Source organism: Massilia orientalis (genome assembly GCF_030411975.2).
In the GTDB taxonomy this organism is placed as follows: domain Bacteria; phylum Pseudomonadota; class Gammaproteobacteria; order Burkholderiales; family Burkholderiaceae_D; genus Telluria; species Telluria orientalis.
On the sequence record NZ_JASNRB020000016.1, the window covers coordinates 83,756 to 109,635 of the forward strand.

General features: G+C 65.6%; 19 protein-coding genes and 1 pseudogene. 2 read left to right on the top strand and 18 right to left on the bottom strand.

The window, feature by feature from the left end; translation table 11 throughout:
- Positions 1-5: 5 nt before the first annotated feature.
- Entirely contained in the window at positions 6-1,163 is a 1,158-nt protein-coding gene (locus QPK29_RS23635) for an AraC family transcriptional regulator (RefSeq protein WP_371768565.1), read from the top strand.
- Here the strand turns inward: QPK29_RS23635 and QPK29_RS23640 are convergent.
- From QPK29_RS23640 to QPK29_RS23725, 18 genes and pseudogenes are all read right to left on the bottom strand, one after another.
- Entirely contained in the window at positions 1,108-1,566 is a 459-nt protein-coding gene (locus QPK29_RS23640) for a hypothetical protein (protein WP_056123340.1), read from the bottom strand. The genes QPK29_RS23635 and QPK29_RS23640 overlap by 56 nt on opposite strands.
- Positions 1,563-2,405, bottom strand: a complete 843-nt coding sequence (locus QPK29_RS23645) for a hypothetical protein (RefSeq protein WP_371768566.1) — start codon at positions 2,403-2,405, stop codon at positions 1,563-1,565. Before QPK29_RS23645 ends, QPK29_RS23640 begins: the two co-directional genes overlap by 4 nt.
- Entirely contained in the window at positions 2,405-3,178 is a 774-nt protein-coding gene (locus QPK29_RS23650) for a hypothetical protein (RefSeq protein ID WP_371768567.1), read from the bottom strand. The genes QPK29_RS23645 and QPK29_RS23650 overlap by 1 nt, the downstream gene beginning before the upstream one ends.
- Before the next feature lie 80 nt (positions 3,179-3,258).
- Complete coding sequence (locus tag QPK29_RS23655) at positions 3,259-3,768, bottom strand: DUF6160 family protein (protein WP_056123329.1); 510 nt, start codon at positions 3,766-3,768, stop codon at positions 3,259-3,261.
- A 269-nt stretch (positions 3,769-4,037) separates the two neighbouring features.
- Positions 4,038-5,876: a translational GTPase TypA gene (gene typA, locus QPK29_RS23660; RefSeq protein ID WP_056123327.1), complete on the bottom strand. Its 1,839-nt coding sequence runs from the start codon at positions 5,874-5,876 to the stop codon at positions 4,038-4,040.
- A gap of 154 nt (positions 5,877-6,030) precedes the next feature.
- Entirely contained in the window at positions 6,031-6,579 is a 549-nt protein-coding gene (locus QPK29_RS23665; protein ID WP_371768568.1) for a hypothetical protein, read from the bottom strand.
- A 39-nt stretch (positions 6,580-6,618) separates the two neighbouring features.
- Positions 6,619-7,542: a tRNA pseudouridine(55) synthase TruB gene (truB, locus tag QPK29_RS23670; RefSeq protein ID WP_056123321.1), complete on the bottom strand. Its 924-nt coding sequence runs from the start codon at positions 7,540-7,542 to the stop codon at positions 6,619-6,621.
- Positions 7,539-7,988, bottom strand: coding sequence for a 30S ribosome-binding factor RbfA (gene rbfA, locus QPK29_RS23675; RefSeq protein WP_371768569.1), 450 nt, complete (start codon positions 7,986-7,988; stop codon positions 7,539-7,541). Before rbfA ends, truB begins: the two co-directional genes overlap by 4 nt.
- Positions 7,989-8,208: 220 nt before the next feature.
- Entirely contained in the window at positions 8,209-11,097 is a 2,889-nt protein-coding gene (infB, locus tag QPK29_RS23680) for a translation initiation factor IF-2 (protein WP_056123314.1), read from the bottom strand.
- Positions 11,098-11,198: 101 nt separating this feature from the next.
- The gene (nusA, locus tag QPK29_RS23685) at positions 11,199-12,764 is read right to left on the bottom strand and encodes a transcription termination factor NusA (protein ID WP_056123311.1); all 1,566 of its coding nucleotides are present in this window, start codon (positions 12,762-12,764) and stop codon (positions 11,199-11,201) included.
- Positions 12,761-13,249 carry a ribosome maturation factor RimP gene (gene rimP / locus QPK29_RS23690; RefSeq protein WP_056123309.1) on the bottom strand — a complete coding sequence of 163 codons (489 nt, stop codon included), beginning with the start codon at positions 13,247-13,249 and terminating at the stop codon, positions 12,761-12,763. The genes nusA and rimP overlap by 4 nt, the downstream gene beginning before the upstream one ends.
- Positions 13,250-13,530: 281 nt before the next feature.
- Positions 13,531-15,567 carry a 23S rRNA pseudouridine(2605) synthase RluB gene (rluB, locus tag QPK29_RS23695; RefSeq protein ID WP_400189841.1) on the bottom strand — a complete coding sequence of 679 codons (2,037 nt, stop codon included), beginning with the start codon at positions 15,565-15,567 and terminating at the stop codon, positions 13,531-13,533.
- Between the two features lie 114 nt (positions 15,568-15,681).
- Positions 15,682-16,275 (bottom strand): annotated as a pseudogene (scpB, locus tag QPK29_RS23700) (SMC-Scp complex subunit ScpB); the annotation flags it as partial.
- 380 nt (positions 16,276-16,655) lie between these two features.
- Positions 16,656-17,708: a glucokinase gene (locus QPK29_RS23705; RefSeq protein WP_371768570.1), complete on the bottom strand. Its 1,053-nt coding sequence runs from the start codon at positions 17,706-17,708 to the stop codon at positions 16,656-16,658.
- A 222-nt stretch (positions 17,709-17,930) separates the two neighbouring features.
- Positions 17,931-18,884 carry a VTT domain-containing protein gene (locus tag QPK29_RS23710; RefSeq protein ID WP_056123303.1) on the bottom strand — a complete coding sequence of 318 codons (954 nt, stop codon included), beginning with the start codon at positions 18,882-18,884 and terminating at the stop codon, positions 17,931-17,933.
- 112 nt (positions 18,885-18,996) lie between these two features.
- Complete coding sequence (locus QPK29_RS23715; RefSeq protein WP_371768571.1) at positions 18,997-20,685, bottom strand: ABC transporter ATP-binding protein; 1,689 nt, start codon at positions 20,683-20,685, stop codon at positions 18,997-18,999.
- Positions 20,682-21,707 carry an ABC transporter permease gene (locus QPK29_RS23720; protein WP_371768572.1) on the bottom strand — a complete coding sequence of 342 codons (1,026 nt, stop codon included), beginning with the start codon at positions 21,705-21,707 and terminating at the stop codon, positions 20,682-20,684. The genes QPK29_RS23715 and QPK29_RS23720 overlap by 4 nt, the downstream gene beginning before the upstream one ends.
- Complete coding sequence (locus tag QPK29_RS23725; RefSeq protein ID WP_036235137.1) at positions 21,704-22,642, bottom strand: ABC transporter permease; 939 nt, start codon at positions 22,640-22,642, stop codon at positions 21,704-21,706. Before QPK29_RS23725 ends, QPK29_RS23720 begins: the two co-directional genes overlap by 4 nt.
- A gap of 322 nt (positions 22,643-22,964) precedes the next feature.
- Between QPK29_RS23725 and QPK29_RS23730 the strand changes: the two genes are divergently transcribed.
- Positions 22,965-25,736, top strand: coding sequence for a TonB-dependent receptor (locus tag QPK29_RS23730; protein WP_371768573.1), 2,772 nt, complete (start codon positions 22,965-22,967; stop codon positions 25,734-25,736).
- Positions 25,737-25,880: the final 144 nt, after the last annotated feature.

The following is a 25,880-nucleotide window of genomic DNA, read 5'->3' on the forward strand; positions in this document are numbered from 1 at the left end:
GATAAATGAGTCAGGAGACCAAGCATGAGACCAGCGCAGGACGCGTCCGCACGTACGCGGTCGCCAGCGTGAAGTACCTGTCCGCCACGGACGTGGTACAACGCATCGAGGCCTGCCTCGGCGCCGAGGGCATCGACGTCGACGCCCTGTTCGCCAGGGCCGGCCTCGAATGGTTCGAGCACGGCGCGCAGGGACAGCGCGCGGCCGACCTGCTCGCGTTGTCCGACCAGTTCAGCATTCTGTGGGAAAGCCTCGCGGCCGCCAGCGGCGATGCCCTCGTCGGCTTTCGCGTGTTCGCCCCCGACCCGCTCAGCTGGCTCGGCGTACTGGGCCATTTGATGCTCGCCTCGCCCACCCTGCGCCAGGCCGCGGACAGCCTGACGCGCTACATGCCGCTCGTGTCGCCCGTCGTGCGCGCCACCATCGAGCCGAAGGCGGACCGCGTGCGCGTGGGCCTGAACCTCGTCGGCGGCGCGCGCGCCGTGCCGCAGGCGCGCTACGACTTCACCTGGAACCTGCTGCTGGCGACGTTGCGCTTCGTCGGTGCACGGCCGGACCTGAAGCCGGCCCTCGTCGAATACGCGTATCCGGCCCCGCTCGACACGGCGCCGTACATGCGAAAGTATGGCTGCCCCGTGCGTTTCGGCGCGCCCGCCAACGCGCTCGAATTCGCCAATGCCGACATCACGGCGCCCATTCCGACCGCGAACCCGCTCGCGGCGGAAGGCCTGTTCCGCCTGCTCGACGAACGCCTCGCGCAGGCCGAGCGCACGAGCGTGGCCGCGCGCGTGCGCGAGCTGCTGCCGGCGATGATCGACCAGGGCGGCGCATTGCGCGATGCCGTCGCGCGGCGCCTCGCGATCAGCGAGCGCACCCTGCAGCGCCGTCTTGCGGACGAGGGCACCGACTTTTCCACGCTCGTCGACGAGGTGCGCCGCACGATCGCGCAACAATACCTGGGCAGCGACCGCATCAGCGTCAAGAACCTCAGCTACAAGCTGGGCTTCGCCGACCCCAGCGCCTTCCACCGCGCCTGCCTGCGCTGGTTCGGCAAGGCGCCCGGCGAGTTCCAGCAGGACCGGCTGAACGCCCACGGACAAGCGGCCGTCAATGGGACCACAGGCGCAGCTGGCCCTGCATCTGCAGTTCGCCGTTCAGGGTGACCTGCCCCAGGCTCTGCGTGACGGGCCCGCGCGGGTCGGCCTGCACGCTGAGCGAATCGAAGCCGGCGTCCGTGAACTTCGTCCACGCCGGCAGCGTGAGTGCCAGGTAGTTCGTGCCGTCCGCGGCCGCCTGCGGGCTGATGTTCAGCCCCACCATCTGGATCACGCCGCCGATGTTTTTCAGGACCGTGTACGTCGTGCGGCCGTCGACCGTCTGGCCGATGGTGAGACGGCTGTCGCCCGTCGTACCGTCGCCCGGACGATTGAGTTGCAAACGCACGGCGAAACTGACGCCGTCGGCGCCACGCACCTGCGCGAGTTCTTCGTCGGCCAGCGGCTGCGGCCCTGCCAGCGCACACCGCGCCGTGCAGAGCAACAGGAGGGCGAGAAGGCGCGTGCTCACTGGCGGAACTTGACGTCGAGGTACTGCAACTGGATCGCGCCGATGCGCGAGCTGCCCAGGTCCATGTTCGCCCCCGCGTCGCTGCGGAAGCCGATGTTCCCGATCTGCAGCGTGCCGCTCGGTGCCGCCTGCCCCGCATCGGGCCAGTTGACGCCGATGTGCAGGCTCGGATTACCTGCCGCATCCGTGCGTGCATTGAAGATGCCGGCCTGGCTCGTCACGTCGGCGATGCGCCACGGCGACGTGGGCGCGGAACCGTCCGCCGTCGCCGCGCCGATCGTCACGTTCGACAGCACCATCGCCTCGCCCGTCGCCGCGCGGCCGTTCGGCGCGAGCGTCAGGCTCCCGAGCTCGATGCGCGTGGCGAGGCCGAACGCGAGGCCGTCGCCCACGGCCGGCGTCGACCACTGCAGGCCGCCGCCGTAGAACACGAGATCCTTGAGGATCACGCTGCCGTTCCTGACGTCGAAGCCGCCGGCGTTCACGCCGAAGTCGTAGGCGACCTGCCAGACTTCGCGTCCGGCCGCGTTCTCGGGAAAGGCGATGTTGATGATGTCGGCGCGGCCCTGGCCGCCCGCGCTGATGTCGAGGCGGTACGGATCGGCGAACGGCGCGTCCGTGTTGTCGGAACGCGATGCGGCCAGGTTGCCGACGCCGAGGCTGCCGCCGCCGGGCGCGTAGTAGCGCAGCTCGGCGTTGCCGCTCATGGCGAAATTCGAGAGGTTGAAACTCATGCCGTCGCGCCCCGCCACCTTGGCGAGCGCGCTGTCCGGCAATGGTTCGAGCGCGGCGGCCAGCGCCGGCGCGGACAACAGCATGGCGGCGGCGACGGCGCGCATCAGTGCCCCGCCGCGTTATTGACCGGCACGGTGCCGGTGAGGTTCAGCGCGGTCAGCTTGTCGCGCCAGTTCAGCCAGATGCCGGCCTGCGCCTCGGTCAGCGCGGGCATGCCGGCCGCGGCCTGGAATGTCACGGGCTGCTTGAGGATCGCGATCCAGAAATCGCGGCTCGGACCGTTCGCATCGCCCGCCGTGACGCCGCCCACGTTGGCGAGCGGTGTGCAGCCCGCGCACGTGCCGTCCCAGCGCTTGCCGCCGCCGGCGTCGTTCATGCTGTCGATGATGCCGGCGGCGCCCGCGTCGATGCGCATGGCGCCGGACAGTGTGGCGATCTTCATGCCGATGTCGCCCGAGATGCCGTCGAAGCCGAGGCGCATGCCGACGATCTCGCGCTGGCTGCCGCTTCCCGCGGCGGTGTTCTTGTAGACGAATTCGAAATAGGGATTCGTGATCTGCACGAGCCGCTGTGCCGCGGACGCGTCGGTGCGGCCGAATTGCAGCGCGCCGATGTCGAGGTCGGCGCCGGACCCGTTGCGCGGCGCGTACGTGTACTCGCCCAGGCGCATGTTGGCGAGGTTGGCGTTCAGCGTGACGTCGGCGTCGAGGCTGATGCGCGTGAAATCGAAACCGCTGTAGCTGGAGTTACTGACCGTGAACAGGCCCTGGCCGCTGACTGTGGACAGTTCGGTGTCGGACATCGCGCGCATCTGGGCCGATGCCGCGCAGGGCAACAGCGAGAGTGCGACGATGGATGCGGCGAGCAAGGTGCGCATGGTCGAACCAGAGGGAAAACGAGCTCAAAAAAACGGCCCGGGGCAAGCCCGCGGGCCGTCCATCACCCAACCCGGGCCGCTCAGTGCGCCCAGATGTAGACGGTGGTGCCTTGCAGCTTGATGTCGTTGGCGGCGAACGAACCGTAGGAAGCGGTCGAGTTGCCCATCTTGATCGAGTCGACCGACATGCTCAGGTTCTTGTTGGTGTCGATCAGCGGGATGGCGATCTTGACGACGTCGCCAGCCGGCATGAAGGCGGCCAGGCCGGCACCGCCGGTCACGCCCAGGACGCTCGATGCGCCCGACGCCGCGCTGGCGTCGGCCTGGAACGTGGCGTTGTTGATGATGTCGATGGTTGCAGCGATGGCACCGGCGATCTTGATGTTGTTGAAGCTCACCGAGCCGCCTGCGGTATCGGTATCCGTGTAGACGAACGAACCGATGTTCACATGCAGGTCAGCGGCGATCGACACACCGTCACGGCCCGAGACCTTGGACAGTTCGGCATCGGCGATCGGGGTCAGGGCCGATGCGTACGAAGCGATCGAGGACAGGGCGGCAACGACGGTCAGTTGTTTCAGCAGTTTCATGGTATCTCCAGTGTTATTGTGATCGACGGAATCTCTTCGGGCTTACCCGCGCGTCCGCATCGGTTCCTCTGCGGCTTGTGGCCAATCGGGACGGCTGCGTCGGGACCGCTTTTGCCTTAATTGGAAGTCAATTAAGTGGAAATAATGTTATTCCTTCCAATGCAATAACCACATCGTTTTGTCCTTGCCCGGGAAGCCAAATCGATGGATTCCCGAGCCATAAAAAAACCCGCTGCGAACAGCGGGTTTTTCGTTGGAACCGGTGAAGCTTATGCGGCTTCGCGGCTGGCCTTCTTGCGCTCGTGCTCTTTCAGGTGGCGCTTGCGCAGGCGGATGCTCTTCGGCGTGATCTCGACCAGTTCGTCGTCCTCGATGAACTCGACGGCGTATTCCAGCGACATCTGGATCGGCGGCACCAGGCGGACGGCTTCGTCGGTACCCGACGCGCGCACGTTGGTCAGCTGCTTGCCCTTGATCGGGTTGACGACCAGGTCGTTGTCGCGCGAGTGGATGCCGATGATCATGCCTTCGTACACCGGGGTGTTGTGCTCGACGAACATGCGGCCGCGGTCCTGCAGCTTCCACAGTGCGTAGGCGACGGCCTGGCCGTCATCCTGCGAGATCAGCACGCCGTTGCGGCGGCCGGCCAGTTCGCCCTTGCCGTTGTCGACCGGGGAGTACGCGTCGAACACGTGGCTCATCAGGCCGGTGCCGCGGGTCAGGGTCATGAAGTCGCCCTGGAAGCCGATCAGGCCACGGGCCGGGATGCGGTATTCCAGACGAACGCGGCCTTTGCCGTCCGATTCCATGTTCTGCAGGTCGCCACGACGGCGGCCCAGTTCTTCCATCACGCCGCCCTGGTTGACTTCTTCGACGTCGACGGTCAGGTTTTCGTACGGCTCGCACTTGACGCCGTCGATCTCCTTGAAGACGACGCGCGGACGTGACACGGCCAGTTCGAAGCCTTCACGGCGCATGTTTTCCAGCAGGATGGTCAGGTGCAGCTCGCCGCGGCCCGACACTTCGAACACGGTGTCGTCCGGGGTCGGCAGCACGCGCAGCGCCACGTTCGACTTCAGTTCGCGGTCCAGGCGGTCGCGCAGCTGGCGGCTGGTGACGAACTTGCCTTCGCGGCCGGCCAGCGGCGAGTTGTTGACCATGAAGTTCATCGTCAGGGTCGGCTCGTCGACGGTCAGCATCGGCAGCGCTTCCGGCGTATCCACCGCGGTCACGGTCACGCCGATGCCGATGTCTTCGATACCGTTGATCAGCACGATGTCGCCGGCGACGGCTTCATCGACCAGCACGCGCTCCAGGCCCTTGAAGTTCAGCACCTGGTTGATGCGGCCCTTGATCGGATTCTTGTCGTCCTGGCCGTTCACGACCAGCACGTCCATGCCCGGCTTGACGCGACCGCGGTTGACGCGGCCGATACCGATCTTGCCGACGTACGACGAGTAGTCGAGCGACGTGATCTGCATCTGCAGCGGACCGTCCGGGTTGTCGTCACGCACCGGCACGTATTTCAGGATGGCGTCGAACAGCGGCTTCATGTCACCGCCGCGCACGCTTTCGTCCATGCCGGCGTAGCCGTTCAGGCCCGAGGCGTAGACGATCGGGAAGTCCAGCTGCTCGTCGTTGGCGCCCAGCTTGTCGAACAGTTCGAACGTCTGGTTGATCGCCCAGTCGGCGCGCGCGCCCGGACGGTCGATCTTGTTGACGACGACGATCGGCTTCAGGCCCAGCGCCAGTGCCTTGCGGGTCACGAAGCGGGTCTGCGGCATCGGGCCTTCCTGGGCGTCGACCAGCAGCAGCACCGAGTCGACCATCGACAGCACGCGCTCGACCTCGCCGCCGAAGTCGGCGTGGCCCGGGGTGTCGACGATGTTGATGTGGGTGCCTTCGTACTCGACCGCGCAGTTCTTCGACAGAATCGTAATGCCGCGTTCTTTCTCGAGGTCGTTCGAGTCCATCACGCGGGTGTCGACCGCCTGGTTTTCACGGAAAGTGCCGGATTGGCGCAGCAGCTGGTCCACCAGGGTGGTCTTGCCGTGGTCAACGTGGGCGATGATTGCGATATTACGAATCGCGCGTTTGGTGTCTGACATATGCGTTTTCAACAGTGAAATGTTGCGTGATGGGCGGAAGAGCTCGAGACTTTCGACTTCCGGAACCCACTAGTATAGCATGCTTACAGGCCTCTGCTGCGCCGCAACGGCCCGCATCGCCAGAATAACGCCGAAATGTTGAACGACGATGACGTCAGGCGCGCAGTGCCCAGGCGGCGCTGAGCCACAGGATGAGTCCGGCGCCGAGAAAGCCCACCGGCGCCGTCGGGCCGCCGCTGGCCAGCAGCGGATACAGCGCGGCGAACGCGACCATCGCCAGGCCCGTCACGTAATGCGGCGGATTCTTGAACACATGGGCCAGCGGCAGGAAGTGCAGGCCGATGATGGCGATGGCCATCGGGATGATCCACGCGCCCTTGCCCAGGTTGACCAGCACCTGCGCGAGGATGAAGATGGCGGTCCATTGTGCCGCGTTCACGATGTTGAAGACACGCTTCATGCGGCGCCGCTCCGGCGTGTCCTGCGCGTGCGCCAGCGCGGGCGCGTAGCGGCGGTAACGGCGCCACGCGACGGCCAGCAGGGCCAGGGCCACCAGCGCGATGCCCGCACATGCCGCGGCCCCCTCGTGAGCTTGCGTCGCCCAGCCTTCCAGCCAGACGGCGCCGAACACGAAAAAGAACATGGCGCCGGTGGCCCGGCCGGCCAGTTGCGCTTCGGTGCGGAGGGAGTCGGTCGCTTGCATCACTTGATTCTGGCGCAATGTTGACGCCAGAGCAAGCGGTTAACCTTGTGGCCGCGCGATCAGCCGTTCCGGCGCCAGCACGCCCCAGTCCTGCAGGATCGCGGTGCCCAGCAGTTTATCGTCGTGGTAGACGCGCACCCTGCCGGGCGTCTCCGGCAGCGTCACCGGCTCGCGGTTCAGCGCGAGACGCTGGCCGTTGAGGAAGCGCGCGGCCAGTTCGGGGGTGAGCTCGACGCGCGGGAAGCTCGACAGCAGCGCATCGACGGGGGCCAGCAGCGACAGCGGATTGTCGTGCGCCTGCAACTGCTCCAGGGTCACCATGCCGTCGACCGTCAGGCTGCCCACCTGGATGCGGCGCAGCGCGTTCAGGTGCGCGCCGCAGCCGAGTTCGGCACCGATGTCCTCGCCCAGCACGCGCACGTACGTGCCCTTGCTGCATGTGACGCGGATCGTCAGCATCGGGGCGTCGTACGCCAGCATCTCGAGCTTGTGGATCGTGACGGGACGGGCTTCGCGTTCCAGCGTGATCCCTTCGCGCGCGTACTCGTACAACGCCTTGCCGTCGCGCTTCAGGGCCGAATACATCGGCGGGACCTGCAGGATGGGGCCGCGGAACTTCGCCAGCGCCGCTTCGATCTGCTCGACCGTGACGTTCACGGGACGGGTCTCGACGGCCTCGCCTTCGGTATCGCCCGTGGTCGTCGTGATGCCCAGGTGGACGACGGCGTCATACGTCTTGTCCGCTTCCAGCAGGTCTTGCGAAAACTTGGTCGCCTCGCCGAAGCACAGCGGCAGCAGGCCGGTGGCGAACGGGTCCAGCGTGCCGGTGTGGCCGGCCTTCTTCGCGTTGACGACGCGCTTCGCCTTGATCAGCGCATCGTTGGACGACAGGCCGACCGGCTTGTCGATGAGGAGCACCCCGTCGACGAGGTCGCGGGGCTTTTTCGGGGGACGTGCGTTCACTCGGAATCCTCGGCAACGTCGTTGCCGGTAACCCCTCGATCAGTTTCGATGTGGCCGGTGTCGGCCACATCGTCTTTTGCTCTTGTCGCGTTCGCCTGGTCGATCAGCGCCGACATCGCGAGTCCGCGGCTCGTCGACGTGTCGTGCACGAAGTGGAGCTGCGGCAGCGTGTGGATGTGCAGGCGCTTGCCGAGCAGGTTGCGCAGGTAGCCGGACGCCTTGGTCAGGCCTTCGAGCGTCTGCTTGATCTCTTCCGGGCTGTCCTTGAGCAGCGTGAAATAAATCTTCGCGTGCGCGTAGTCCGGGGTCAGCTTGACCTCGCTGATGGTAACCATGCCGACGCGCGGGTCCTTCAGTTCGAAGGCGATCAGTTCCGACAGGTCCTTCTGGATCTGGTCGGCCACGCGCAAGCCGCGCTGGGGAATGCTTTTGCTGTGTTTTGCCATGTTATTGACTGCTTATAAAAAACTTGGGGCCAGCGGCCCGCGCCACGGCGCAAGCTTGCCAGCCCCAATGCTACTCCTCGGAAGCTCGAAAAACCTACTGCGCGTTGCATTTGCGGTTTGCGATGCTCGCTGTACTCTCGTACAGCTGCGCTTCTCAACCGCAACTGCGGCCGCTCGCTACGGTTTTTCGAGGTTCCTTCCAGTCGAGGGAGAGTCCGATTTACAGCGTACGCGCCACTTCCTGAACTTCGAACACTTCCAGGGTATCGCCCACCTGGATGTCGTTGTAGTTCTTCAGCGACAGACCGCACTCCAGACCGGCGCGCACTTCCTTGACGTCGTCCTTGAAGCGCTTGAGCGACTCGATCTCGCCCGTCCACACGACGATGTTGTTGCGCAGCAGGCGGACCGACGAGGTACGCTTGACGACGCCGTCGGTGACCAGACAGCCCGCGATCGCGCCGACTTTCGACACGAGGATGACCTGGCGGATTTCCACCTGGCCAGTGACGTGCTCGCGCTTCTCCGGTGCCAGCATGCCCGACAGTGCCGTCTTGATCTCGTCGATCGCATCGTAAATGATGCTGTAGTAACGGATGTCGACGCCGTTCGTTTCCGCCAGCTTGCGCGCCTGGGCGTCGGCACGGGCGTTGAAGCCGATGATGACTGCCTTCGACGCGGTTGCCAGGTTGACGTCCGACTCGGTGATGCCGCCGACGGCCGCGTGCACGATCTGCACGCGCACTTCCGACGTCGACAGCTTCTGCAGCGAGCCGACCAGCGCTTCCTGCGAACCCTGGACGTCGGTCTTGACGATGAGCGGCAGGTTCTTGACTTCGCCTTCGCCCATCTGGTCGAGAATGTTCTCCAGCTTCGCTGCCTGCTGCTTGGCCAGTTTCACGTCGCGGAATTTACCTTGACGGAACAGTGCGATTTCGCGCGCCTTGCGTTCATCCGCCATGACCATGACTTCCTCGCCCGCGCTCGGGACTTCGGTCAGGCCCTGGATCTCGACCGGGAACGACGGACCGGCTTCGGTCACCGACTTGCCATTTTCGTCCAGCATCGCACGGACGCGGCCGAAGGACGATCCCGCCAGCACGACGTCGCCGCGCTTCAGCGTACCCGACTGCACCAGGATGGTGGCGACCGGGCCGCGGCCCTTGTCCAGGCGGGCTTCGACCACCAGGCCACGGGCCAGCGATTCCACCGGCGCCTTCAGTTCCAGCACTTCGGCCTGCAGCAGCACGTTTTCCAGCAGGTCGTCGATGCCCTGGCCGGTTTTCGCCGACACCTGGACGAACGGCGATTCGCCACCGTATTCTTCCGGCACGACGCCTTCAGCCACCAGTTCCTGGGTCACGCGGTCTGGATTCGCGCCCTGCTTGTCGATCTTGTTGATCGCCACGACGAGGGGAACGCCGGCCGCTTTCGCGTGAGCGATTGCTTCCTTGGTCTGCGGCATCACGCCGTCGTCGGCCGCCACCACGAGGATGACGATGTCGGTCGCCTTGGCGCCACGGGCACGCATGGCGGTGAACGCCTCGTGGCCCGGGGTATCCAGGAAGGTGACCATGCCGCGCGGGGTGTCCACGTGGTAAGCACCGATGTGCTGGGTAATGCCGCCGGCTTCGCCCGCCGCCACCTTGGCGCGGCGGATGTAGTCCAGCAGCGAGGTCTTGCCGTGGTCGACGTGGCCCATGACGGTCACGACCGGCGCACGCGGCTTCAACTCGAAATCGGCATGCTCGCCGTGGTCGGCCAGCAGCGCTTCCGGATCGTCCTCGGCGGCGGCGAAGGCCTTGTGGCCCATCTCTTCCACCACGATCATCGCGGTTTCCTGGTCCAGCACCTGGTTGATGGTGCACATCTGGCCCAGCTTCATCAGCTGCTTGATGACTTCCGATGCCTTGACAGCCATCTTGTGCGCCAGTTCGGCGACGGTGATGGTCTCCGGCACGTAGACATCCTTGACGATGGCTTCGGTCGGGGCCTGGAAGTTCGATTCGCGATCGTCGTGGCCGCCACGACGGCCGCCACGGCCGCCACCTGCGCGCCAGCCGTCACGGCCGGTCGGCGCCGCGTTGCCGCGACCCTTCGTACCGCTGCTCGGACCGCCGCGCTTCTTGTCGTCCGACCAGGTCGAGGCCACGTTGGCCGACTTGATCGATTTCTTGTCGCCCGGCTTGGCACGGGCGCCCGCACCGTCGGCCGGCTTGGCTTCGGCCGGTTTCGCAGCCGTCGCCGGCTTGTGCAGGGTGCTCGGTTCGGCCGCCTTCGGTTTCGCAGCCGGCACCACTTCCGGCGCCTTGATCACGCGGCGCGGCTGGGCCATCATCGCCTTGATCTGGGCGACTTCATCGGCCACGGCCTTGCGTGCACGCTCGGTGGCGGCAGCGCGTTCGGCGGCTTCCTTCGCGGCCTCTTCGGCCTTGCGCTTGGCTTCCTCGGCAGCCGCTTTCTTGGCTTCCTCGGCGGCGGCGCGCTTCGCTTCCTCGGCGGCGTTCGCAGCACCTGCCGACGCCTGGGATGCTTTCTGCGCCTCGTTGGCACGGGCTGCCTCGGCTTCCGCGGCTTCGCGCTTGGCGCGCTCTTCCGCGTCGCGCTTGGCCTGCTCTTCGGCCGCCTTGGCCTGCTCGGCCTTTTCGGATTCGAGCTTGGCCAGGCGTTCCTGCTTCTCGCGCAGTTCCGCTTCCTGACGCGCGATCAGCTCTGCCTGACGGCGCGCTTCTTCATCGCGACGCGCCTGCTCGGCGGCGTCGACGACCGGCGACTGCTGGGCAGCCGCTTTCGGCGTGACGAGATCGTCACGTTGCACGAAAGTGCGTTTCTTGCGCACTTCGACCTGGATCGTGCGCGACTTGCCGCTCGCGTCAGCCTGCTTGATCTCGGAGGTTTCCTTGCGGGTCACCGTGATCTTCTTCTTTTCGCCGGATTCGGCGGCACCGTGGGTACGGCGCAGATGGTTCAGCAGCTTATCCTTATCATCCTTGGACAAGGGATCTGACGTCGAACTTTTCTCGACGCCGGCAGAACGCAGCTGCGTCAGCAGCAAATCTGCAGGCATCTTCAGTTCGGTGGCAAATTGGGCTACGTTGTTACTCGCCATTCAGTCCTCTTTTCTATGTGTCGCGAGATGATAAAGAAATTTGCTAGCTTAATAAAGCGCGAAGACCGGAAAGCAATGTGCTCCGGTCTGTCGCGTCTCATTTATGCCTTGGCCGTTTCGACCTGGCTCCAGGCTTTCGCCTGGAGGGCCTTGGCCCGGTCGTCGTACTTGGCGTCGACCAGTTTCATCTCATCGTCGGTCACATCATTAAATTCATTCTTGATCAGTTCACGGGCACGATCGGTCGGGAGCGCCAGGATGGCGCTGAACTCGTCGTAGGCCAGACCCGCGAATTGCTCCAGGGTCTTGATACCGGCCAGACCCAGCTTGCCGGCGGTGGTGCGGTCCATCCCTTCCAGGTTGGCCAGCGCCTCTTCCATACCCTCGAGACCTTCTTCCGAAGCAATCGCCTCGGTCACCAGCGCGTCGCGTGCGCGGGTGCGCAGTTCGTTGACGGTGTCCTCGTCGAACGATTCGATCTCCAGCATTTCGGAGATGGGCACGTATGCGACTTCTTCAAGGCTCGAGAAGCCTTCCTCGACCAGGATGTTCGCCACTTCCTCGTCCACGTCCAGCTTTGCCATGAACAGCGTGCGCACGGCAGCGGTTTCCTGGGCAGCCTTGTTGGCCGACTCTTCGGCGGTCATGATGTTGATCTTCCAGCCGGTCAGCTCGGACGCCAGGCGTACGTTCTGGCCCGAACGGCCGATCGCGATCGCGAGGTTTTCCTCGTCGACGACGACGTCCATCGCGTGCTTTTCTTCATCCACCATGATCGACGACACGTTGGCCGGAGCCAGCGCGCCGATCACGAACTGGGCCGGATCTTCCGACCACAGCACGATGTCCACGCGCTCGCCGCCCAGTTCGCCGGTCACGGCCTGCACGCGCGAACCGCGCATGCCGACGCAGGTACCGATCGGGTCGATGCGCTTGTCCGCGGTAAAGACAGCGATCTTCGCACGGACGCCCGGGTCGCGGGCGGCCGACTTGATCTGCAGCAGACCCTGCTCGATCTCGGGCACTTCGAGTTCGAACAGTTTCATGATGAATTCCGGTGCCGTGCGCGACAGGATCACCTGCGGGCCGCGCATGTTGCGGTCCACGCGCAGGATGTAGGCACGCACGCGGTCGCCGATGCGCAGGTTTTCCTTCGGGATCATCTGGTCGCGCGGCAGGCGCGCCTCGATCTTGCCCGATTCGACGATCGCATCGCCGCGCTCCATACGCTTGATGGTGCCGGTGACCAGCGCGTCGCCGCGCTCCAGGAAGTCCTGCAGGATCTGCTCGCGCTCGGCGTCGCGGACGCGCTGCAGCACGACCTGTTTCGTGTCCTGGGCGAAGCGGCGGCCGAACTCGACCGACTCGATCGGCTCTTCGATGTATTCGTCGACTTCGATGTCCGGAATCTGTTCCTTGGCTTCGAAGTGCAGGATTTCCTGGTCGGGCAGCTGCAGGCCGGCCTCGTCGGGCACGACGTGCCAGCGGCGGAAGGTTTCGAATTCGCCCGTGTCGCGGTCGATAGACACGCGAATGTCGACCTCGCCTTCATAGCGCTTTTTGGTAGCTTGCGCCAGGGCGAACTCGAGCGCCCCGAAGACCACTTCCTTATCGACGTTCTTTTCGCGCGCGAGCGCATCAACCAGTAACAAAATTTCGCGACTCATGCTTTGCGACTCCTAAAATCCACCTTCGGCACCAGGCGTGCCTTGTCCAGTTCGGCCAGCGTAAATTCGAGCAACGCCGGCCCATCCTTGCTTTCAAATTCCAACCCGATCTTGTCGCCCTGCGGCGCATGCAGGATGCCCGTCCAGGTCTTGCGGTTCGCGGTGCCGGGCATCGCGACGCGCAGCTTGACGGTGCATTCGCTGCCGGCAAAGCGTTCGAAGTCGGCCAGGGTTCGCACCGGACGGTCCAGTCCGGGCGACGACACTTCCAGGCGCTCGTAGTCGACGTTTTCGACCATCAACACGTGCGACAGCTGGTGGCTCACCGTGGCGCAATCCTCGACCGAGATCGGTCCCTTTTCGTCCGCCACTGCCGCCGGGAAGTCGATAAACACGCGCAGGATGCCTCGCTCGCCCCGTTCGATATCGACGAGGTCGTAGCCCAGTCCGCTGACTGTCGTGGCAATCAAATCAAACAACTGCACAGGTTTCTCCACGGTCCGGTGCCGGACCCTTAAAACGATTCAACAAAAAAAAAATGGGCAACTGCCCATCTTTTGTATTCCCAACTGGAGCTTGTTCGCCAAAACAATATTGGGAAGCACTCGGGTTAGACACGCATTATAACCCGATACAGGGTCGGCCGCAATCGCCGCACTGCAAAATGAACAGCTATGCAACAGTTTACACGTTTGAAGAATACGGTGCTGCGAGCGATTCATTTTCGCGCGGCATGACTCAAATCATGCCCGCGCGATTTGACGAATTAACCGCGGCGGCCGCGGCGCGGCATGCCGTGGTCGCTCACGCGCGGACCCTGGCTGCGGCGGTTCTGGCCGGCGCCGGCAAAACCGAACGTCGTCTGCAGAGGATCCGGCTGGCGCGGGCCCTTGCCGCCACCGCCACCGCCACCGCCGCCACCGCCACTACCGCGCGGCTGGTTGTTGCCACGCGGCTGGTTGCTGCCGCGTGCCTGGCCACCGCCGAAGCCGCGTCCACCCTGGCCCTGACCCTGACCGCCGCGGCCGCCCAGGATGCCGCCCTCTTCGCGCCCCGAGCCGACACGCGCCACCGGCGGGCCGAACGGATCCACGTTGCGGTTGGCGTCGGCGCGGTCGATGCGGTTGCCGTTCGAGCGGTGATCGTCGTTGCCGCGGCCCTTGGGACCACCCTGCCCCTTGCCCAGCCCCTTGCCGCCGGCAGCGCCCTTGTTGTTCTGTCCGCCGCCCTTCTTCTCGATGCCGAAGGCGTCGAGGAAGTTGCGGACGTCGTTTTCTTCCAGCTCTTCCCAGCGGCCGCGCTTGAGGCCCGACGGCAGGGTCATGGCGCCGTAGCGCGTACGGATCAGGCGCGAGACGGTCAGGCCCACCGCCTCGAACATGCGGCGCACCTCGCGGTTGCGGCCTTCGCCGATCACCACGCGGTACCAGCGGTTGACGCCTTCGCCGCCGCCATCGGCGATCTTGGTGAACGAGGCCGTGCCGTCGTCGAGCTCGACGCCGGCCAGCAGTTTCTGGCGCATGCCCTCTTCCAGCTCGCCCAGCGTACGCACGGCATATTCGCGGTCGATGTTGTAGCGCGGGTGCATCAGGCGGTTCGCCAGGTCGCCGGAATTCGTGAACAGCAGCAGGCCCTCGGTGTTGAAGTCGAGGCGGCCCACGGCCAGCCATTTGCCGGTCTTCATGGTCGGCAGGCGGTCGAACACGGACGGACGGCCTTCCGGATCATCCGCGCTGACGATTTCGCCGGCCGGCTTGTGGTACACCAGCACGCGCGGCGGCTTGTTGTTGTTCACGCGGCGCTGCAGCAGCTTGCCGTTGATGCGCACGGCGTCCGTCGGCAGGATGCGCTGGCCGATGTGGGCCGGCTCGCCATTCACCGACACGCGGCCGGCGATGATCAGTTCTTCCATGTCGCGGCGCGAACCGAGGCCTGCTTCCGCCAGCACCTTGTGCAGCTTCGGTGCGTCGTCCTCGGCCGTCAGGTCGCGGCGCGCCTTGGTCGGCTGCGACTGGCCGCGGCCGCCCTCGTTGGCGTCGAACGCGTCCGACGTGACGAACGAGAACACGGCGTCGGCATCGTTGCCCTTGCCGCCCTTGGCCGGCTTGTTGCCCGGTCTGGCGTTCTTGCCCTTGCCCTGCTGTTTCTGGTTCTGGCCCTGCGGTTGAGCGTTCTGGCCGCCCTGGCCGCCCTGGGCGCCCTGGGCGTTCTGTGCCTGCTGGCCGCGCTGCTGGCCTTGCTGGCCTTTCTTCTGCTGCTTGCCGCCGCGCTGGTCGCGGCGCTGCTCGTTGCGACCGGCTTCGACCGGCGCTGCCTCGGCGGCAACGGCTTCCACCGCGGGCGCTTCCGACTCGACGCGCAGTTGGCGCGGTTCGCGCGGTTCGCGCTGCTGGCGCTGCTCGCGCATCTGGCGCGGGCCGCGCGGCTTGCGCTGGCTTGCAGCGTCGTCCGCCGGAGCGGCTACGGCAGGCGCAGGTGCAGGTGCGGGTGCAGGTGCGGGTGCAGGTGCGGCAGCAACAGGCGCGGGCTCGGCCGCGGCCGGCGCAGCCTCGGCCACCTTACGGGTACGCGGCTTGCGCGGCGCCGGTTCGGCGGCCGGTGTGGCGGCGGCCGGAGCCGCGCCTTCCGCTGCCTCGGCCGCCTTCTGGGCCGCGGTCTTGCGCGTGCGTTTCGGTTTTTCCACGGCGTCCGGCTGCGCGCCTTCCGGTGCGGGCGCGGGTGCGGCCTCCGCCTTCGGCTTGGTGCGACGCTTCGGCTTGGCGGCCGTCTCCTGTCCTGCCTCGGCAGGGGTCGTCTCGTTCATGTCAGTTGGATTCATCATTCGTTTCTTGGTTTTGCTGACCTGGCGCGACGATCAGTCGTTGGACGCGAGCGCTTGGTCGTGTATCGGGACTTCAACGGGTGAAGTGTCGTCAAATTGTTGCAGGGCCGCTTCCAGTGCTTCCAGGCTGCGCCCGGCGCCGACGTCGGCCACCTGCTGCAGCGGCGGCAACTGGGACAGCGCGGCGAGCCCCAGATCGTCGAGAAACTGCTTCGTCGTTCCCAGCAGCGCGGGGCGCCCGGGCACTTCGCGGTGGCCCACCACGTCGATCCAGCCGCGGTCTTCCAGCATCTTGATCGTCTGCGAATTCACCGCCACGCCGCGGATTTCCTCGATGTCGCCGCGCGTCACCGGCTGGCGGTAGGCGATGATCGCCAGGGTTTCCAGCGTCGCGCGCGAGTACTTCGGCGGTTTTTCCGGCGCGATCCGGTCCAGGTAAGGCTTCATTTCCGGGCGGCTCTGGAAACGCCAGCCCGATGCCAGGCTGACGATCTCGATGCCGCGATCCTGCCAATCCTGGCGCAATTCTTCGAGCAGGATCTTGATCGTATCCGACCCGACGCCGGCGCCGAGCGGCTGGCCGTCCTTGTCCACGTCGACGAAGAGCTTCTTCATGGCGTGGATCGTCATCGGCTCGCGCGCGCACAGCAAGGCGGTCTCGAGGACCTTCTTGGCCTCATCAGTGTTCATAACGATGTCGTCAGCGGAGTGTGCAACTCTGGATGCTAAGAATCATCAAACATAACCCGTTCCACCAGCTGCGCGGCAGCCGCCAGACTGAGACTTCATGCTTTGAAACGGGGTTCCATCGCCCGGATTGGCGTACCGGACGGGATACCGTGAGGGTTTGCGCCCTGCCACGGGGCGGCTCACCGGAAAGTGGACCGCAAACGGTTGATTTTCAAGAGAAACGGGGCTGCCGGCTCCATCGGGAGACTGGGCTCTGGAGGCGAGGCTCCTGGCGCCGGGCTAAGCGAACGACATCGTTTCTTCCAACTGACGGCCATTGTACCCGATAAAACCGGGAAAAGAACATTGCCATGCATCGGAAGCGACACCGCGGGCGCGGATCACACGCCCGGATGGTCCGCGAGGATAGCCGAAACGCCCACGAAGGCGGGGTAGTCGGCCGTGATCACATAGGTCGGCACCTGCGCCAGATAGCCGGCGAAGCGGCCTTTCTGCTCGAAGCGGGCGCGGAAGCACGAGGCGGCGAAGCGCTCGCCCAGGCGCGGCACGATGCCGCCGCCGATGTAGACGCCACCCTGGGCGCCCAGCGTGACGGCCAGGTTGCCGGCGATGGTGCCCAGCATGCCGCAGAAGACCTCGATGACCTCGTCGCACACGACGCAGGTGCCGGCCAGGCCGCGGCGTGTGATCTCGGGGGCATCCAGCGCCTCCACCGCGCCGCCGCGCAGGTTTGCCAGCGCGCGGTAGATCAGTTCCAGGCCGGAACCGGACAGGAAGCGCTCGGCCGACACGTGTTCGAATTCGCGCCAGGCGAATTGCAGGATGGCGACTTCCGTCTCGTTGGCCGGAGAAAACGTCACATGGCCGCCTTCGCTGCGCAGTGCCGTCCAGGCGGCCTTGGCGCCGGCCGGCAGGTTTTCCGCCGGCACCAGGCCGGACACGCCCAGGCCCGTCCCCGCCCCGAGCAGGCCGATCGGACTGGCCGCGACGGGCGCGCCGCCGCCGACCTGGCGCTTCTCGCTGTCCGCCAGGTGCGGCAGCGCCATCGCCAGCGCATAGAAATCGTTGACGACGGCCAGCGCGTCGAATCCGCACTCGCGGCGCAGCGCCTCGATCGAGAATTCCCAGTGATGATTGGTCATGCGCACGAAGTCGCCGACGATGGGATTCGCGATCGCGATCGCGCCATGGCGGACGGCGCCCACGGCGGCCACGTGCGGCAGCGCGAGGTAGGCACGCAGTGCGTCGGCGAGGGTCGCGTACGCGGCGCAGGGCAGGACTTCGATCAGCCCGGCCGTGCCTGGTCCGGTTTCCAGCGCGAAGCGCGCATTGGTCCCGCCGATGTCGGCCAGCAGGCGCGGGCTCGCGTATCGGGCGCTGTCGAGGCGCGGTTCGGTGGACGGATCGACGATGGCAACGGGCGAAACGATCATGGCAGGCCGTAAGAAACAGATTCCTCGAAGCTTAAGGATTTCTTGGCTGCAGCGCAAGCTTTTATTGTAGTTTAGGTACATCCGACCCAACACTTGGGCGAATCTGCGTAAAACCCCTGTGCGGTGACGAGTAGTCCAGCTACCAATGCGCGGGATTTATCGAAAGCATGGGCGAGCGCCGACGCCGGGCCGGCGCCGCGTGATCGGGAAACGGGATAGTGATCAGCCGTGCTTGGGCTTGAGCTCGGCGTCGGCCTGGGCGGCCGCGCAGTGGTCGTTCCACGCATCCAGGCCGCCGTGCAGCGGACGGGCGCGATGAAAACCGTTCTTGACGAATTCCTTCGCCACCTGCGCCGCCGTGACGTCGTTCGGGCAGGAGCAATAGATGACGATGTGGCGGTCCTTGTCGAGCGTGGCCATCAGGCGCTCCGGCACATGGTCGCCATACACCAGCGCGCCGGGAATGCCTGCTTCCAGCTGGCGCGCGGTGACGCCGCGGGCGTCGACGATCAGCGGATCGTGTCCTGCCTCGACCAGGGTCTTGAGCTCGTCCATCGTGATGCGCGGCAGGTTGGCCCCGCCGAGGTTGCGCTTGCGCTCGATGTACTTGAACGCCACGAACAGCACGAGCAGGAAGCCGACGACCATCAGCGCCGTGCTGCCGAGGGTCTCGAACCATGCGATGACGTCGTCCACGCTGTTGTGGAACCAGGCACCGAGGCCCATGCCCACGCCGCTCCACAGCAGGCCGCCGGCGACGGACAGCCAGACGAACTGCGGCGTCGTCGTGCCCATGGCGCCCGCGAGCGGCGGCGCGATCGTGTTGAAGCCGGGAATGAACTTGGCGACGACGAGGGATTTCGCGCCCCAGCGGCTGAAATTGTCCTCGGTCTGGCTGACGCAGGAATCGGGCGACAGCGAAATCTTGCACAGCAGGCGCAGGATGCGCTTGCCGTAGTAGCGGCCGGCGCGGAACCAGAAATAATCGCTGATGAGGCAAGCCAGCACGGCCGCGGCCAGGTACAGCGGCCAATTGGCCCCGCCGTCGACGGCCAGCGCACCGGCGATGATCAGCACCGGAAACGCGGGAATGGGCAGTCCGATCTGTTCGAGCAGGACGATGCCGAACACGATGAGGACGCCATATACGTGAATCAGGTGGGAGAGCTGGGCCATCCTCATATGGTAGCGGAAAACCGGCACCGGCGTGGCGAAAGCGGCAACGCGCGCAGCCCGCGCGCAACACCGCACACCGGGGTCAGAGCCCGATTTTGGGCAATTGCCTAAATCAGGGCTCTGACCCCGGTATGGCGGCCAGCAGTTGCTGCGTGTACGGATGCTGCGGATTGCGATAGAGCTCGTCCGCATCGGCCATCTCGACGACGCTGCCGTGGTGCATCACCATCACGCGGTCCGAGATGTACTTCACCACGGACAGGTCGTGCGAGATGAAGATGTAGCTCATCCTGTACTCGTCCTGCAGGTCCTGCAGCAGGTTCAGCACCTGCGCCTGCACGGACACGTCGAGCGCGGACACGGATTCGTCGCACACGAGGATCTCCGGCTTCATCGTCAGGCAGCGCGCGATGGCGATGCGTTGTCTCTGGCCGCCGGAGAATTCGTGCGGATAGCGGTCGAACGCCTGCACAGGGAGACCCACTCTCTGCAGCAGATGGCGCGCATGGTCCGTGCGCTCCGCATCGTTCGCGCCGATGCGGTGGATGCGCATCGGCTCCAGCAGGATCTGGCCGACGGTGAAGCGCGGGTTCAGCGACGCGTACGGATTCTGGAACACGATCTGGATGCGCCGCTTGTACGCCCGGAACTCGGCATCGCTCATCGCGACGAGGTCGCGGCCGTCGAACAGCGCGCTGCCGCCGGTCGCGCGGTGCAGGCGCAGCAGCGTGAGGCCGACCGTCGTCTTGCCCGATCCCGATTCTCCCACGACGCCCAGCGTTTTCCCGCGCGGGAGCGTGAACGACACGTCCTTCACGGCCTGGAATTCGCGCTTGCCGAACAGGCCTTCGCGCACGTAGAAACTCTTCGCCAGCCCCTTGACCACGAGGATGTCCTCGTCGCCCGGCGCATAGCCGCGCGCGCGCTGGGGCAGCGTGTCGCCGGGCTGCGCGCGTCCGCTCAGGTAGTCGTCGATGACGGGCAGCCGCACGGGCCGCGCATCCAGCGGCGGGCGGCAGTGCAGCAGCGCGCGCGTGTACGCATCGCGCGGGTCGCCCAGCACCTGCGCGGCAGCGCCCTCTTCCCGCACCTCGCCGTGGCGCATGACGATCACGCGGTCCGCAATCTCGCCCACCAGGCCCAGGTCGTGCGTGATGAAGAGCACGGCCATGCGGCGGCGTCGCTGGAGCGCCGCGATCAGGTCCATGATCTGCTTCTGGATCGTCACGTCCAGCGCCGTCGTCGGCTCGTCCGCGATCAGCAGCTTCGGCTCGCACGCGATGGCCATCGCGATCATCACGCGCTGCTGCTGGCCGCCCGACATCTGGCTCGGGTAGGCGTCGATCTTTTGCGCCGGATCGGGAATGCCCACTTCCTCCAGCAGTTCGAGCGTGCGGGCGCGCGCCTGGCGCTTGTCCATGCCGAGGTGCAGGCGCAGCACTTCACCAATCTGGAAGCCGACCGTGAACACGGGATTCAGCGACGACATCGGTTCCTGGAAGATCATCGCGATGTCCTTGCCGCACAGGCGCCGGCGTTCCGCGATCGGTAGGTCGAGCAGCTCGCGGCCTTCGAAGCGGATCGACGAGCCGGGATGGATGATCGTCGTCTCGGCCGGCAACAGGCCCATCACGGCGAGCGAGCTGACGGACTTGCCGCTGCCCGATTCGCCGACCAGCGCGACCGTCGCATCGAGCGGCAGGCTGAACGAGATGCCCTTCACGGCCTCGAACGTGTTCTTCCTGTCGGTCCGGAAGGACACGCGCAGATCATGGACCTCGAGAAGATTCATGGTGCTCATTTGAGTTTCGGATCCAGCGCATCGCGCAGCGCATCGGCGAACAGCGAGAACGCCGTGACCAGGATGGCCATGGCGCTGGCGGCCGCCGTCAGTTGCCACCATTTGCCGAGGATGAGTTCATTCTGCGCCTCGTTCAGCATGCTGCCCCACGAGACGACGCCCACCGGCACGCCGAAGCCGAGGAATGACAGGATCACTTCGGCCTTGATGAAGCCGACGACGAGGATCGACATCTGCACGAGCGCCACGTGCGACACGTTCGGGAAGATGTGCACGAACATCTTGCGCCAGCCGGACGCGCCGATCGCGTCGGCCGCCATCACGTATTCCCGCGCCTTGTGCTTGATGTACTCGGCGCGGATCAGGCGGTACGGCCCCGTCCAGCCGGTGAGGCCGAGGATCAGCACGATCGTCAGCACACCCTTCGTCTGCAGCACGGCGGCCACGGTGAGGATCATCAGGATCGAGGGGATCGCCGTGAACACGTTGTAGAACCAGTTGAACCAATCGTCGACCAGCCCGCCATAGAAGCCGGACAGCGCGCCGAACAGCGTGCCCAGCGCGACGGCGACGAACGCGGCGACGAGGCCCACGACGATCGACGTCTCGCCGCCCTTGATCGTCTTCCTCACGATGTCGTGGCCCCATTTGTCGGCGCCGAACGGCAGCGTGGTGCGTTTGGCCGCATGCGCGGCATGGCCCCGGCGTGCCAGTTGCGCCCGCAGCTCGGCGATGTCGCCCGCGAGCGGATCGAACGCATTCGGCGGCGCCGGCCGCTGCGGTTGCGCGAGCGCGGCCAGCGCTGGATCCGGGCCGACGAAGGAAGGCGGCGCGTAATTGACGGCCACCTCGTCTTCCCAGTCGGCCGCGACGAGGCCCGTCGCCGCCAGCGCGACGGACAACAGGAACAGGCCCACGACGGCCAGCGCGACCATCGCGACGCGGTCGGCACACAGGCGGCGCCAGGCCAGACCCCACAGGCCGACAGGAGTTGCGGGAAGGTTCAGCTCTTGACCCGTCATTTGAGCTGCACGCGCGGGTCGACGGCCTGGTACATCAGGTCCGCCAGCAGGTTGAACACCATCGTGGCGGCGGCGACGTACACGGTGATCGCCTTGATCACGGGGAAGTCGCTGCGCTCGACGGCGAGGATCACTTCGCGCCCGATGCCGGGGATGCCGAAGAAGCGCTCGAGCAGGAAGGCGCCGATCAGGAGCGCCGGCAGGTTGGCCATGACGTACGTGATGATGGGAATGGCGGCGTTGCGCAACACGTGCACCCAGACGATGCGCCGCTCCGGCAGGCCTTTCGCGCGCGCCGTGCGCACATAGTCCTGCCCGACTTCGTCCAGCACGAAGCTGCGGAACAGGCGCAACGTCGGCGCCAGCGACACGGTGAGGCCGATCAGGATCGGCAGGGTGGCGTAGCGCAGCAGGTTTTCCGTGAAATGCTCGCCCCAGCCCTGCACGGGGAACAACCCGAGCTTATAGGCGAGACCATACTGGAACACGATGATGTAGACGAGGATCGAGATCGACATGCCGACCGTGCACGCGACCATCACGACGCGGTCCGTCAGCGAGCCGCGCACGAAGGCGACGGCGAGCGCCAGCGCGATGCCGATCGTGGTCTCCAGCACCGTCAGCGGCACGAGCACCGTCAGCGATGGCCCCAGGCGGCTGGCGATGATGTGCGACACGGGTTCGCCCGTCGCCCACGCGTTGCCGAAGTCGAACGTGACGATCTGCTTCACGAAGATGCCGAGCTGGACGTACCACGGCGCATCGAGCCCCAGCTGGGCGCGGATGTTTGCGATGGCGCGCGCGTCGGCCATCTTGCCCGCCAACAGGTACGAGGGGTCGCCGCCGACCCAGTTGAACAGCACGAACACCAGCACGACGACGCCGGCCATCGTCGGCAGCATCTGCCACAGGCGCCGCAGGATATAAGCAAACATCGGGATTCCCGGGTGAGTCTTCGAACGCGTTCGGAACTATAGACCAGATTGCGCCGCCCCTGCCGGGAAAAGATGTCACGAGGCCATAACCAAATGGATGGGCTGTTGTGGTGTTTACGCAATATGCATTGTCATCGTATTGACACATTGCACGCTGCGGTGGTCTGATGCGTTGCCAAAAAATGAATTCTAGATTTTTGGACAATGAGAGAGAGCTTACATCATTAGATTTTCCAGTCCGGCATATACATACCATGAATGTTCCGAATCTGGAATGCATCGATGCTCAGCCTCGCCATCGAAGCCCCATTTGGAGTTGCAAATGTATCAAAAGAAAGCTATCGCACAAGCAGTCACGCTCGCCCTCGCCTATGCGGCGCTGGGCGCTGCACCGGCCGTGGCGCAAGACGCCCAGGGTCCGATTCAGCGTGTCGAAATCACCGGTTCCAGCATCAAGCGCGCGACCGCCGAAACGGCTTCGCCCGTGCAGGTGGTCAGCCGCGAAGACCTCGCCAAGTCCGGCAAGGGCACCGTCGCGGAATACCTGCAGACCTTGACGTCGGACGGCGCCGGTTCGCTGCCGACCGGTTTCGGCAACGGCTTCGCCGCCGGTTCCACCGCCATCTCGCTGCGCGGCCTGGGCGCCACCTCGACCCTGGTCCTGCTGAACGGCCGCCGCATGGCACCGTTCGCGCGCGCCGACGACGGCCAGAAGAGCTTCACCGACCTGTCGACCGTGCCGATGGAAGCCGTCGAGCGCATCGAGATCCTGAAGGACGGCGCCTCGTCGACCTACGGCGCCGACGCGATCGCGGGCGTGGTCAACATCATCCTGCGCAAGGACTTTGTCGGCACGACCTTCAAGGCCGAAGTCGGCGAATCGCGCTACCACGACGCCGGCACCGGCAAGGCCGCGCTCACCTGGGGCAAGGGCCGCCTGGACGAAGACGGCTACAACGTCATGGTCAACGCCGAGTTCTACGGCAACCAGTCGCTCTTGAACAAGGACCGCGCGGGCCGCGAATGGATCGGCCATGGCGACATCCGTCCGTGGGGCTATGCCGCCAACACCCAGTTCGGCTACGGCTACATCACGTCGGGCGCGTCCCAGCCGACGCCGACCGGCGCGCTGCGCGATCCGAAGACCGGCAACTACGTGTCGCTGCCGGGCTGCTCGCAGTTCTCCGTCACCGCGGCGCAAGACCCGGCCGGCGGCTGCCTGTGGTACGCCGACCAGTTCCGTTCGATGCAGCCGAAGATCGGCGGCATGAACTTCTACACCCGCTTCACCAAGAACCTGAGCAACGACCTGCAGTTCTACGCCGAAGCCGGCTACTCGAAGCGCGACACCGAATTCACGCTGATCCCGCCGTCGACCAGCGGCACCATCGCGTTCCCGCCGAACGCCGCCAACCCGACCGGCATCATCAACTACGGCAACGCGATCCTGATGGGCGCCACCCATCCGCAGAACCCGTACGGCGTCCCCGTGCGCCTGCGCTACTCCCTGTTCGACGTCGGCCCCAGCACCCGCTCGGCCGATAACGAATTCTCGCGCTTCGTGTTCGGCCTGAAAGGCACCGTGGCGGGCTGGGACTTCGACACCGGCCTCACGCACTCGCAGTCGGCACTCGACCTGAACTACAGCAACATGCTGAACATGAAGGTGCTGCAGGCCGCGCTGGGCGATCCGACGAACGCCCTGTTCCCGTACTACATCGGCGCGCAGGCCGGCAAGAACCCGGCGGCGCTGTATGCCGCGCTGGCCACGAACGCCACGTCGCACTCGACCACCAAGCTGGACGTCCTCGACTTCAAGGCGTCGCGCGAACTGATGCAACTGCCGGGCGGCGCGCTGGGTCTCGCGGTCGGCGGCGAATACCGCCACCAGTCGCTGGACAACCCGTCGCTGTCGGGCACGTCGGACGGCTCGATCAACTCGTCGTACGTGGCTGCCCAGGGCTCCCAGAACGTGTCGGCCGTGTTCTTCGAAGTGGCTGCGCCGATCGTCAAGACGGTCGAGCTGAACGCCGCCGTCCGCTACGACAAGTACAAGGACTTCTCGTCGACCACGCCGAAGTTCGGCGCCAAGTGGACCCCGCTGAAGACCTTCGCGCTGCGCACGACCTACACGGAAGGCTTCCGCGCTCCGGGCCCGGCGGAGTTCAGCCCGGCCTCGCAGAGCACCGGCAACTCGGCCGTGCGTGACCCGATCCGCTGCCCGGGCGGCACGCCGGCCGCCGGCGGCGCCACCCAGGCCGACTGCTCGATCACGATCGGCGCCGTCAAGGTCGGCAACCCGAGCCTGCAGCCGGAAAAATCGAAGGGCTACACGCTGGGCATGGTGTGGGATCCGTTCGACGGCACCGCGCTGTCGCTGGACGCCTTCAAGATCAAGCGCTCCAACGAGATCAACCCGCTGTCGTACGTGGAAGCCGCCGCCCTGCCGACCGCGATCCGCAACGACAACAACCTGGTCGTGAATGGCGTCGCGATCCCGAACACGGGCACGCTGCTGCTGTCGAAGGCGCCGTACCAGAACTCCAGCTTCACGGAAGTCAAGGGTGTCGACCTGGACGTCAAGCAGCGCTTCCGCCTGGGCGACTACGGCCGCGCCACCGTGGGCCTGACCTGGACGCACGTCGCATCGTGGGTGCGCGCCGAGAAGAACGGCACGCGCTTCCAGTACGCCGGCACGCACGGCAACTGCGATACGTCGGACTGCGCCGGTACGCCGAAGGACAAGATCAGCACGACCGTGTCCTGGGACCGCCAGGACCTGAACGTGACGGCGACCGCGAACTACCGCGCCGACATGCAGAACGTGTACTTCGCGGGCGACAAGTGCGCCTCGCAGTACGCGAACGGCTCGCCGGCACCGGGCAACTGCCGCCTGGCGTCGTTCACGACGATCGACCTGTCGGCCCGTTACCAGGTCACGCCGCAACTGCAGGTCTACGGCTCGATCACGAACCTGTTCGACAAGATCGCACCGCTGGATCCGCTGACCTACGGCGGCATGAGCTACAACCCGATGGACGCGAGCGGCGCCATCGGCCGCTTCTTCAAGGCCGGCGTGCGTTACCAGTTCTGATGATAGACAGCCGGTTCGCCGGCTGATCGTCGGTCGATGACGAACGGGACAGTGAGCACTCACTGTCCCGTTTGTTTTTGGTGCAGCGCCGCACCACAATGGGGCAAAATGTTGTAATTACGCGCCGACAAAAATTCGAATAAA

Excerpts from the sequence above, each read along its gene's own strand:
- QPK29_RS23665 (WP_371768568.1), bottom strand. The coding sequence starts at position 6,579 with ATGCAAGCGACCGACTCCCTCCGCACCGAAGCGCAACTGGCCGGCCGG.
- QPK29_RS23635 (WP_371768565.1), top strand. The coding sequence starts at position 6 with ATGAGTCAGGAGACCAAGCATGAGACCAGCGCAGGACGCGTCCGCACG.
- QPK29_RS23715 (WP_371768571.1), bottom strand. The coding sequence starts at position 20,685 with ATGAGCACCATGAATCTTCTCGAGGTCCATGATCTGCGCGTGTCCTTC.
- QPK29_RS23730 (WP_371768573.1), top strand. The coding sequence starts at position 22,965 with ATGTATCAAAAGAAAGCTATCGCACAAGCAGTCACGCTCGCCCTCGCC.
- QPK29_RS23720 (WP_371768572.1), bottom strand. The coding sequence starts at position 21,707 with ATGACGGGTCAAGAGCTGAACCTTCCCGCAACTCCTGTCGGCCTGTGG.
- QPK29_RS23705 (WP_371768570.1), bottom strand. The coding sequence starts at position 17,708 with ATGATCGTTTCGCCCGTTGCCATCGTCGATCCGTCCACCGAACCGCGC.
- infB (WP_056123314.1), bottom strand. The coding sequence starts at position 11,097 with ATGGCGAGTAACAACGTAGCCCAATTTGCCACCGAACTGAAGATGCCT.
- nusA (WP_056123311.1), bottom strand. The coding sequence starts at position 12,764 with ATGAGTCGCGAAATTTTGTTACTGGTTGATGCGCTCGCGCGCGAAAAG.
- QPK29_RS23710 (WP_056123303.1), bottom strand. The coding sequence starts at position 18,884 with ATGGCCCAGCTCTCCCACCTGATTCACGTATATGGCGTCCTCATCGTG.
- QPK29_RS23655 (WP_056123329.1), bottom strand. The coding sequence starts at position 3,768 with ATGAAACTGCTGAAACAACTGACCGTCGTTGCCGCCCTGTCCTCGATC.
- typA (WP_056123327.1), bottom strand. The coding sequence starts at position 5,876 with ATGTCAGACACCAAACGCGCGATTCGTAATATCGCAATCATCGCCCAC.
- QPK29_RS23645 (WP_371768566.1), bottom strand. The coding sequence starts at position 2,405 with ATGCGCGCCGTCGCCGCCGCCATGCTGTTGTCCGCGCCGGCGCTGGCC.
- rluB (WP_400189841.1), bottom strand. The coding sequence starts at position 15,567 with ATGAACGAGACGACCCCTGCCGAGGCAGGACAGGAGACGGCCGCCAAG.
- QPK29_RS23725 (WP_036235137.1), bottom strand. The coding sequence starts at position 22,642 with ATGTTTGCTTATATCCTGCGGCGCCTGTGGCAGATGCTGCCGACGATG.
- QPK29_RS23650 (WP_371768567.1), bottom strand. The coding sequence starts at position 3,178 with ATGCGCACCTTGCTCGCCGCATCCATCGTCGCACTCTCGCTGTTGCCC.
- rbfA (WP_371768569.1), bottom strand. The coding sequence starts at position 7,988 with ATGGCAAAACACAGCAAAAGCATTCCCCAGCGCGGCTTGCGCGTGGCC.